General features: G+C 73.4%; 5 protein-coding genes. 3 read left to right on the top strand and 2 right to left on the bottom strand.

Annotated elements, in window-relative coordinates; translation table 11 throughout:
- The first annotated feature begins 164 nt into the window (after nt 1–164).
- The 3 genes from ACFVX9_RS31530 to ACFVX9_RS31520 all read left to right on the top strand — a co-directional run bounded on the left by ACFVX9_RS31530 (nt 165) and on the right by ACFVX9_RS31520 (nt 7,606).
- Nucleotides 165–2,618: a discoidin domain-containing protein gene (locus ACFVX9_RS31530; RefSeq protein WP_380380609.1), complete on the top strand. Its 2,454-nt coding sequence runs from the start codon at nt 165–167 to the stop codon at nt 2,616–2,618.
- A gap of 84 nt (nt 2,619–2,702) precedes the next feature.
- A complete protein-coding gene (locus tag ACFVX9_RS31525; protein WP_380380611.1) occupies nt 2,703–6,914 on the top strand; it encodes an NEW3 domain-containing protein in 4,212 nt (1,403 codons plus the stop codon).
- A complete protein-coding gene (locus ACFVX9_RS31520; RefSeq protein WP_380380613.1) occupies nt 6,911–7,606 on the top strand; it encodes a hypothetical protein in 696 nt (231 codons plus the stop codon). The genes ACFVX9_RS31525 and ACFVX9_RS31520 overlap by 4 nt, the downstream gene beginning before the upstream one ends.
- Before the next feature lie 69 nt (nt 7,607–7,675).
- On the opposite strand, the gene ACFVX9_RS31515 is transcribed toward ACFVX9_RS31520, so the two are convergent.
- On the bottom strand, nt 7,676–8,365 hold the full coding sequence (locus ACFVX9_RS31515) for a hypothetical protein (protein WP_380380615.1): 690 nt from the start codon (nt 8,363–8,365) through the stop codon (nt 7,676–7,678).
- A 97-nt stretch (nt 8,366–8,462) separates the two neighbouring features.
- Nucleotides 8,463–9,626 carry a DUF4157 domain-containing protein gene (locus ACFVX9_RS31510; RefSeq protein ID WP_387984790.1) on the bottom strand — a complete coding sequence of 388 codons (1,164 nt, stop codon included), beginning with the start codon at nt 9,624–9,626 and terminating at the stop codon, nt 8,463–8,465.
- Nucleotides 9,627–9,924 lie beyond the last annotated feature (298 nt).

Here is a 9,924-nt window from a genome sequence, read left to right as displayed (position 1 = left end):
GTACGCATGCTTCCCTCGTGCTTTGTTCAGGTCGCGCCGGCGCACAGCGTCCCCAACCCCCCCGCGGTCGCCCCGCCTCCGCGCGCACCGCCACGCCCACATGCACCCGGCCCGTCCACGCCGACGGCCCGCCCCCACCCACCTCCGCTCGATCGGAGCCACGCATGTCACGACGGATACCCCTGCTGCTCAGCGCCGCCCTCGCGGCCGCCGTGCTGGGCGCCGCCCCCGCCGCCCACGCCGGGCCGCAGGCGCCCACCACCCCGACCGCCAGTACGCCCGGCACCCCCGGCACCCAGCCCTACGCCTCGTACTGGTACCCCTCCACCATCCTCAACTGGGACCCGGCCACCGACCCGGACGCCCGCTTCAACCGCTCCAGCGTCCCGCTCCAGCCGCGCACCAGCGACCCCGCCCTCAAGGCCAACCCCAACGCCCGCACCGGCGAAGGGAAGGTCGCCTCCCTGGTCTCCTTCGGGCCCACCTCCAACAACCCCTCCCAGGGCTCCGCCGACCCCAACTACTACGCCTTCGGCTACTGGCAGTACGTCGACAAGCTGGTCTTCTGGGGCGGCTCGGCCGGCGAGGGCCTGATCCTCGCCCCCAACCCGACCGTCATCGACGCCGCCCACCGCAACGGCGTCAAGGTCTACGGCACCGTCTTCTTCCCGCCCGCCGCCTACGGCGGTCAGCTCCAGTGGCTCCGCGACTTCGTCCAGAAGTCCGGCAACAGCTACCCCGTCGCCGACAAGCTCGCCCAGGCCGCCCAGTACTACGGCTTCGACGGCTGGTTCATCAACCAGGAGACCGGCGGCGGGGATTCGTCCCTCGCCACCGAAGTGCGCAACCTCATGCAGTACAGCAAGGCCAAGAGCGGCACCGAGTTCATGTGGTACGACGCCATGACCACCTCCGGCTCGGTCAACTGGCAGAACGCCCTCACCTCCGCCAACTCCCCGTTCCTCCAGGACGGTTCGAAGCGCACCTCGGACTCGATGTTCCTGAACTTCAACTGGAGCTCCGGCGGCCTGAACTCCTCCCGCGCACTGGCCCGGCAACTCGGCCGCAGCGAGTACGACCTCTACTCCGGCATCGACACCGAGGCCAACGGCTACAACACCGGCGTCGACTGGAACTCCCTCTTCCCGGCCGGCCGGCCGCACACCACCTCGCTCGGCCTCTACCGGCCCGAATGGACCTGGAAGTCCGCCACCGACCGGGCCGACTTCTACGCCAAGGACGCCCGCTACTGGGTCGGCGCCAACAACGACCCGTCCAAGGCCAACCCCGCCGACAACTGGCCCGGCCTGGCCGGCTACGTCGCCGAGTCCTCGCCGATCACCGCCAAGCCCTTCGTCACCAACTTCAACACTGGGCAGGGGGACTTCTACAACTCCGTCGGCACCCGGGTCGCCACCGGCGGCTGGAACAACCTGTCCCTCCAGGACGTCCCGCCGACCTACCGGTGGATGGTCGACTCCAGCGGCAGCAAGCTCACCCCGTCCGTCGACTTCACCGACGCCTACCAGGGCGGCTCCTCGCTGCGCCTCACCGGCACCCTGGACGCCGCCAACACCGTGCGGCTGTACGAGACCAAACTGCCCGTCGCCGCGAACACCAAGCTGGACCTGGTGGTCAAGACCCCGGCCGCCGGGCCCACCAAGCTCAAGGCCGCGGTCTCCTTCACCGACGCGCCGAACAGCTTCACCACGATCGACGTCGGCGCCAACTCCGGTACCGGGTGGGAGCGGCACACCCTCGACCTCGCCCCGTACGCGGGCCGCACCATCGCCCAGCTCGCCCTTCGGGCCGACGGCACCGACCCCGCCTACGACGTGCGGATCGGCCAGATCTCCGTCCACGACGGCGAGGTGGGCGCCCCGGCGGGGCCCAGCGGCCTCACCGTCCTCGGCGCGAGCGACGTGACGGCGGGCTCCAGCCAGTCGCTGCGGCTCTCCTGGACGGCCGCGCCCGGCGGCGACGTCCACCACTACGAGGTGTACCGGCGCAACGCCGACGGCAGCCGGACCTTCCTCGGCGCGACCCCCAACGACGCGTACTACGTCGGGCAGCTCGACCGGGCCGGCACCGAGGACGCCACCACCCTCGACGTCGAGGCCGTCTCCACCACCTACGGCCGCTCCACCGCCGCCTCCACCACCGTCGGCTGGACGGGCACGCCGCCCGCGACCGGCGGCAACCTGGCACTGAACCGCCCGGCCACCGCCTCCGGCCAGTGCAACGCCAACGAAGGCCCGGCCAAGGCCGTCAACGGCACCGTCAACGGCGGCACCGGCGACAAGTGGTGCAGCCTGAACAGCTCCAAGTGGCTTGAGGTGGACCTCGGTTCGGCCAAGCAGCTGTCCAAGTTCGTGGTCAAGCACGCGGGCGCGGGCGGCGAGAGCGCGGCCTTCAACACCCGCGACTTCTCGATCCAGGTCCGCTCGAACACCACCGACCCCTGGACGACGGTCGCCGACGTCACCGGCAACACCGCGGGCACCACCACCCACCCGGTGACCAGCACCGCCCGCTACGTCCGGCTGGTCGTCACCAAGCCCACCCAGAACACCGACCCGGCCGCCCGCATCTACGAGTTCGAGGCCTGGGGCCAGTAGCCGGGCACGCCGGCAACTCCCGCCGGGCGCGCGGCAACCGACCCCGCGCCCGGCCCCCGTACCTGCACCGAAAGGACCCTCCCCGTGCCGGTCACCATCACCGCCGTCGAGAACACCGACCTCTTCACCGGTCCCGAGGAAGCCCCGCGCCAACTGCTGCGGGTCACCCTCGACGGCCCGGCCGCCCGGATCACCGTCAGTGGTCCGGGCGTGCGCGGCGAGGCGACCGGCACGGGGCTGGTCGAAGTCCCGCTGGAGCTCACCGGCGCCCCCGAGCCGGGAACCCAACTCCCCGTCACCGTCGAGGCGGAGGGCGCCTGCGTGGACGCCCTGGTGGAGGTCGCCGAACCCGGCTGGACGATGTTCCTGGTCTCGCACTTCCACTACGACCCGGTCTGGTGGAACACCCAGGCCGCCTACACCTCCCCCTGGGAACTGCTCTCCGCCGACGCCACCACCCGGCCCCTCTGGGAGCGCAACGGCTTCGCGCTCGTCGACGCGCACATGGACCTCGCGCTGCGGGACCCGGTGTACAAGTTCGTCCTCGCCGAAGTCGACTACCTCAAGCCGTACTTCGACCAGCACCCCGAGCGCCGCGAGACCCTGCGCACGCTGCTGGAGCGCGGCCAGGTCGAACTCGTCGGCGGCACCTACAACGAGCCCAACACCAACCTCACCGGCGCCGAGACCACCATCCGCAACCTCGTCTACGGCATCGGCTACCAGCGCGACATCCTCGGCGGCGACCCGCAGACCGCCTGGCAGCTCGACGTGTTCGGGCACGACCCGCAGTTCCCCGGCCACCTCGCCGCGGCCGGCCTCACCGGCAGCGCCTGGGCCCGCGGCCCCTTCCACCAGTGGGGCCCGATCCAGAAGAACTTCCGCGAGGCCAAGGACGACGCCCGGGTGATGCAGTTCCCGAGCGAGTTCGAGTGGATCGCCCCCTCCGGCGAGGGCGTGCTCACCCACTACATGCCGCACCACTACTCGGCCGGCTGGTGGATGGACTCCTCCCCGGACCTCGCCACCGCCGAACAGGCCGTCTACGAGCTGTACCGCAAGCTCAAGCCCGTCGGCGCGACCAGGAACCTGCTGCTGCCCGTCGGCACCGACTACACCCCGCCCAACAAGTGGGTCACCGAGATCCACCGCTCCTGGGCCGCCAAGTACCTCTGGCCGCGCTTCGTCTGCGCCACCCCGCGCGACTTCCTCGACGCCGTCCGGGCCGAACTCGCCGCCACCGGCCGCCGGCCCAGCCCGCAGACCCGCGACATGAACCCGGTCTACACCGGCAAGGACGTCTCGTACATCGACACCAAGCAGGCCCAACGGGCCGGCGAGGTCGCCGCCGCCGACGCCGAGAAGCTCGCCACCCTCGCCGCCGTCCACGGCCTCGGGCAGTACCCGACCGCCGCCCTCGACAAGGTCTGGCGCCAACTCGCCTACGGCGCCCACCACGACGCCATCACCGGCTCCGAGTCCGACCAGGTCTACCTCGACCTGCTCGGCGGCTGGCGCGAGGCGCACGACCTCGCGGCCGCCGTCCGGGACGAGGCGCTGGACGCGCTGACCGCGCGGATCTCCACCGCCGGCGTCGGCTCCACCGCCGGCGCAGGGTCGGCCGACTCGGCCGTGGTCGTCACCAACACGCTCTCCTTCGACCGGACCGACCTGGTCGTCGTCCAACTGCCCCCGCGGACCGGGGCGGTACGGGTGCTCGACGACCGGGGCGAGCCCGTGCCGAGCACCGTCGACCGGGGGGCCCTGCGCTTCCTCGCCGCCGACGTCCCCGCGCTCGGCTGGCGCACCTGGCGGCTGGTGGAGGGCCCGGCGGCGGAGCCCTGGACGGCGGCCGAGGGCGTGGTGATCACCAACGACCGCTACCGGGTGAGCGCCGACCCCGTCCGTGGCGGCGGCCTGTCCTCCGTCCACGACCTGCTGCACGACCGGGAGTTGATCCAGGGCGGCCGGATCGGCAACGAACTGCGGGTCTACGAGGAGTACCCGCAGCACCCCGACTTCGGCGAGGGCCCCTGGCACCTGGTGCCCAGCGGGCCGGTGCGCGGCTCCGGCACGGCCCCGGCCGACGTGCGCCGCGAGACCGGCCCGCTCGGCGAGCGGCTGGTGATCGGCGGCACCGTCGACGGGATCCGCTACGAGCAGACCGTCACCCTGTGGCGCGGCCTCGACCGGGTCGACTGCCGGACCAGGGTCGTCGACTACTCCGGCGCCGACCGGCTGCTGCGGCTGCGCTTCCCCGTCGACCTGCCCGGCGCGCTGCCGGTCAGCGAGGTCGCCGGCGCCGTCGTCGGGCGCGGCTTCGCCCTGCCCGACGTCGACTCCGCCGAGGCGCCGTGGACCCTGGACAACCCGGCCAACACCTGGTTCGGCCTCGGCGCCACCGCGCGCGCCGTCCTGTCCGATCCGGCCGGATCGCCGCTGGGGGAGCGGGCGTTGGGCGTCGCCGAGGTGGTCGTCCCGAGCGTGGACGACGCCGCCGACGCCCGCCCGCTGGTGGTCGCCCTCGCCCGGGTCGGCGTCACCGCCACCACCTCCGGCGCCGACTGGGCCCGGTACGGCTGGCTGGACGTCGACTCCAACCTGCCCGACTTCCGGATCGTCCTCGGCGGGCCGGAAGAGAACGACGCCGCCCGGGAGTTGATCGAGCGGGCCGGCGAGGAGTACGCGAGCGTCCTCAAGACGCACGGCGCGGTCTGGGTGCCCGCGCTCACCCCGCTCGCCGAGGTCTGGCAGCCCGGCGCCGACCTGCGGGACCTGCGGGCACTGCCCGCGCTGGTCGTCACGGACGTCGCCGCGCTGGTCGCGGACCTCGCCGACGCCCGGATCGGCGCCGTCTGCCCGTCCGAAATCGTGGACCAACTCGCCGACCACACCGTCGCGTTGCTCAGCTTCGGCCTGCCGGGCTTCGCGGTCGACACCACCGGAGCCCTGCACCTCTCGCTGATGCGCTCCTGCACCGGCTGGCCCTCCGGCGTCTGGATCGACCCGCCCCGGCGGACCCTGCCCGACGGCGCATCCTTCCAACTCCAGCACTGGACCCACGAGTTCAGTTACGCACTGGTCGGCGGACCGGGCGACTGGCGGAGCCAGACCCTGCCCGCCCAGGGCCAGGAGTTCAACCACCCGCTCTACGCCCGGATCGCGCCGCCGCAGAACGGCCCGCTGCCGGCCACCCTCTCCTGGCTGCGGATCGAACCGCAGCGCGAAGTCCTGCTCGGCGCGCTCAAGCCCGCCGGCAACCCGATCGCGCACGGATCGGCGGCGGCAGTCGGGCGCGAACTCGCCGTCCGGCTGGTCGAGTCGACCGGCCTCGGGCGCACGGCGGAACTCGGCGGCGCACTCGGGCTGAGCCACCTGCGGCCCGCCGACCTGCTGGAACGCCCCCTCGGCGAGGCCACCGAACGCGTCGACCTCGCCGGCTCGCAGATCGCCACCCTGCTCGCCGCCCCGGGCGTCGCCGCCGAACCCGGCGGCCCGGTCCTCGGCCCGGTCGCCGAACCCGCGCAGCCCGTCCACGCCCGCTACTGGCTGCACAACCGGGGCCCGGCGCCGCTCGGCTACCTGCCGGTCTCCGTCGGCGCCTCGCCCGGCCTGCTGCGGACGGACGGCGCGGCGGTCGAACTCTCCGTCGCCCTGTCCTCGCAACTGCGCGACGCGGCGGTCGAGGGCACGGCCGTCGTCCTGCCGCCCGAGGGCTGGCAGACCAGCCTCGGCAGCCGCCCCTACCGGCTGGAGCCCGGCGGCCACCTGCGCTTCCCGGTCACCCTCACCCCGCCCGCCGAAGCGCCGCCCGGCCTGCACTTCGCCGCCGTCCGGATCGTGCACGACGGCCAGGAGATCGAGGACGTCGTGACCATCGCCGTCGGCGACCTCCCCGGCCTGCTGCCCGTCCCCGGCGACACCCCCGAGGACTGGACGATCGCCCAGGGCACCAAGGCCACCACCGGCCGCGACACCGGCCTGGACGTCGCCGTCTCCGAGGAGACCCTGCGCGTCACCCCGGGCGGCCGCACCACCCTCGGCCTCACCCTCACCAACCGCACCCGCGGCGAGATCCGCGGCGAACTCCAACTCGTCTCCCCCTGGGGCACCTGGGAGGCCATCGCCGACCCGGTCCGCGGCTTCACCGTGGCGGCCGGATCGTCCTCGACCGTGGACTTCGAGATCGCCGCCCCCGAATCCACCGACCCCGGCGCGTACTGGGCGCTGGCCAAGGTGATGTGGTTCGGCCGCTGCCAGTACGCCCCGACCGTCGCCCTGGAGGTGGAGGCATGACCCTCGGTCTGCTCGACGGCCGGCCGCTCCCGCGCACCGCCCTCGACCACCGCCTCGCCGCCCTCCGCACCGGCCCGCGTTCCACCGCCCTGCCCCAGCCCGGCAGTTCGGAGGACCGCCAGCTCACCCGCTGGGTCGCCCAGGTGCTGCTGACCGAGGCGCTGTGCGAGGCGGTCGCCACCGAGCGCGACCTGCCCGTACGGTCCACCGGACCGGCTCGCCTGGACCAGCAGGCCGCCGTCGAACTCGGCTCCATCACCGCCGCCGCCTACGAGGGCAGCGCAGCCGTCCGGGCCGTCTACGCGGCGGTCACCGCCGACGTCGAACCCTCCGCCGCCGACGTCGCCCACTACCGCACCCTGACCACCCGCCCGCCGTCGTCCGTCTGGCACCTCGCCCTGCCCGACGGCGAGTTGGAGGCCGACCCCGACACCCTGCCCGCCGCCCTCGCCGAAGCCCTCCGCGAGGCCCCGCCCGGCACCTGGGTCACCGCCGGCCCCTGGACGGCCGCCCTCCTCGCCGTCCGTACCACCCCGGAGGAGCGCGACCCCACCGCCGACCTGACCGAAGCCGCCCGCCGCGCCGCCTTCGTCCGCTGGCTCGACCACGAGCGCGCCCAACGCCTCACCCTCGTCGAGGGATTGGAGCACCCCGGCGACCCGGCCCAACCCGACAACCACCACCGCCACTGAGGCGCCGCCCCCTCCGCCGATCTCGACGGTGGCCCCGTCGAGGTCGGCGAAGGGGGCCGGTGGCCAGGCTCAGCCGCCGCCCACGCCGCCGGTCGAACCGCCGTGCCCGTACCGGAAGTGGTGCCACGAGCGCCGGTCCGACACCGAGGGCGGGGGCGGCGGTGCGGGGCGCTGGTGGTGGCTGACGTGCAGGTCCACCTCGACGGCGGGGGAGAGGGCCTCGCGCAGCTCGCGGTGGAGCGCGGTGGTGTCGGTGTCCTGGGGCACGGGCCGCTGGGGGAGCTCGCCGCGCTCCAGCAGGACGGTCAGCGTGATGGTGACGGACCTCGGGCGCGGGTCGCCGTCGTACGGCTCCTCGGTGGAGTGGTCGATCCGGATCCGTCGTACCTCGGTGACCGGCATCGGCCGGTCCGCCCGGGCCCCCCGGACGAGGACAACAGTGGCCGGCTCGGCGGAGGGCGCGAAGCGCAGCCGGTGCACGGTACGGAAGACCAGACGGACCATCAGCGCCCACCCGATGACCGCGCACGCCCCACCGGCGATCCCGGCCGCCGCCCACACCGGGCCCCATCCGGTGCCGGCGAACAGCATGCCGATGTCGAGGGGAAGGGAGAAGAGAGCACCGTACAGGAACAGCACCGGTGCCGCGATCACGCTCTGGAGCGCGGCCGTGAGGGCGTACCGGAGCGAGCCGCCCCGCTCCACGAGGACCAGGTCGAGCACGCCCGGGTTCGAACGGTCCATCAGAACACGCCGCATGACGCAACGGTAGAAGTGCGCGGCGCGCTGCGGAAGTACCAGGCGCCGACCGGCCGGCCGCGAGCCGCTACCGGCCGTCCCGACTCGGCAGCCCCCGTCAGGCGATCTTGCACGGCACGTAGGCGTGCCCCAGCTGAACGGCCGCGCCCAGACGGTGGTTTCCGTCCTGGATGCTGATGCCGCCCCCGTCGACCCGGATCTTGATCGGTTCGAGTGCGGCGCTGTTCTTCATGCCGGTGACGGCGGCGCCGAGCCGCTTCTCGACGAGCCCGCCCGCCACGGTCTGCGCACGGCCGCTGGCCTGCTGCAGCAACGCGACGCTCACCTCGACCAGTTGGCCCGAACGCACACCCTGCGCCTCGAAGTCCTGCAACTGGTCGATCTGCGCACCGTGGAAGGCCCCGGCGCCCGCCCGGACGTGGAAGCTGGTGTCCCGCTGCCGGGAGAAGTGGCCGCTCAGGTCCGCCTGCGCCTGCTCCGGACCGACCTCCATGTTGACGAGCTTGTAGTAGGTCTCCAGGTCGTCGTCGACCTTGATGTACCCGTAGCTGCCGTCCTCGTCGAAGATCACGCGCTCCTCGGAGCCCGCGAGTTGGTAGATCTTCTCGTAGTACTCCTTGGTCAGCTTCTCGTCCAGGACGAGCCGCAGCCCCGGATAGTCCGGGTCGACGTGGGTGTGGTCGCCCTCCTCCCCGGCGGGCTTCGTCGCAGGGCGCCGCTGCACCGAGGGCTCGACGGCCTGCGTGCCGTGCGCGTGGGCCGCGTGCTCCGCCTCGGACTCCCGGGCAAGCGGCCGGGACAGCACCCGGGAGGCGTTCGCCTCGGCCTCGCGCTCGAAGCGGTCGGAGGGGTCGCTGACCCGCAGCCCCGTCCCGTTGTCGGTGCCCGCGACAGGGCCGCTGCGCTGCTGGATGACGTGGGTCAACTCGTGCGCGAGCGTGTGCTTGTCGCCCCTTCCGGCGCCGAGCACGATGTGGCTGCCCGAGGTGTACGCGCGGGCGCCGATCCCGGCCGCCGACTCCCGGGCGGTCGCACCCGTGTGCAGCCGGACATCGGAGAAGTCCGCACCCAGCCGCGTCTCCATCTCGCTCCGGATCCCGTCGGCCAAGGGCGTGCCGGCGCTCCTCAGCACCTCGTGGACGGCAGAACGCTGCACGTCGGCCGCGGCGTGCTGTTCCTGTTCCTGCTCCTGCTCCAGCATCCGGCTCACCGCGGCATTGCCCACGGCCCGCTGCATGGCGGTGAGCGCCGCCGGAGTCACCGCCCGGGCACCGGACGGCAGCCGGGCGGGAGCCGCGGGCCGACTGGTACGGCCCGGTCGTCGGTCGGCGGCAAACGCACTACCGGAGTCATGGGCACGCACAGGAAAGGCCCCTTCGAGGGATCGGCGACAGTCCCTCCCAGTCTGTTCGACCCCGCACCGCCAGCGGAAGGTACGCCAGGGCAACGTCCGATGTCCCCCGGGGCCACCTCCCCCGTCAGCCCGCCGCGCTCGCCCCGAGCGCGGCGGGCGGGCCGTGTCGCCAGTGCTGTGACCGGGAAGGTGTGCCGGGTTGCCT

It is taken from the genome of Kitasatospora sp. NPDC058243 (genome assembly GCF_042882025.1).
In the GTDB taxonomy this organism is placed as follows: Bacteria; Actinomycetota; Actinomycetes; order Streptomycetales; family Streptomycetaceae; genus Kitasatospora.
The sequence above is the reverse complement of the archived record's forward strand: the minus strand, read 5'-3'. Positions and strand labels throughout refer to the sequence as shown.

What these genes read in the sequence shown, in the direction of transcription:
- ACFVX9_RS31530 (WP_380380609.1), top strand. Translation starts at nt 165, where the DNA reads ATGTCACGACGGATACCCCTGCTGCTCAGCGCCGCCCTCGCGGCCGCC.
- ACFVX9_RS31520 (WP_380380613.1), top strand. Translation starts at nt 6,911, where the DNA reads ATGACCCTCGGTCTGCTCGACGGCCGGCCGCTCCCGCGCACCGCCCTC.
- ACFVX9_RS31515 (WP_380380615.1), bottom strand. Translation starts at nt 8,365, where the DNA reads ATGCGGCGTGTTCTGATGGACCGTTCGAACCCGGGCGTGCTCGACCTG.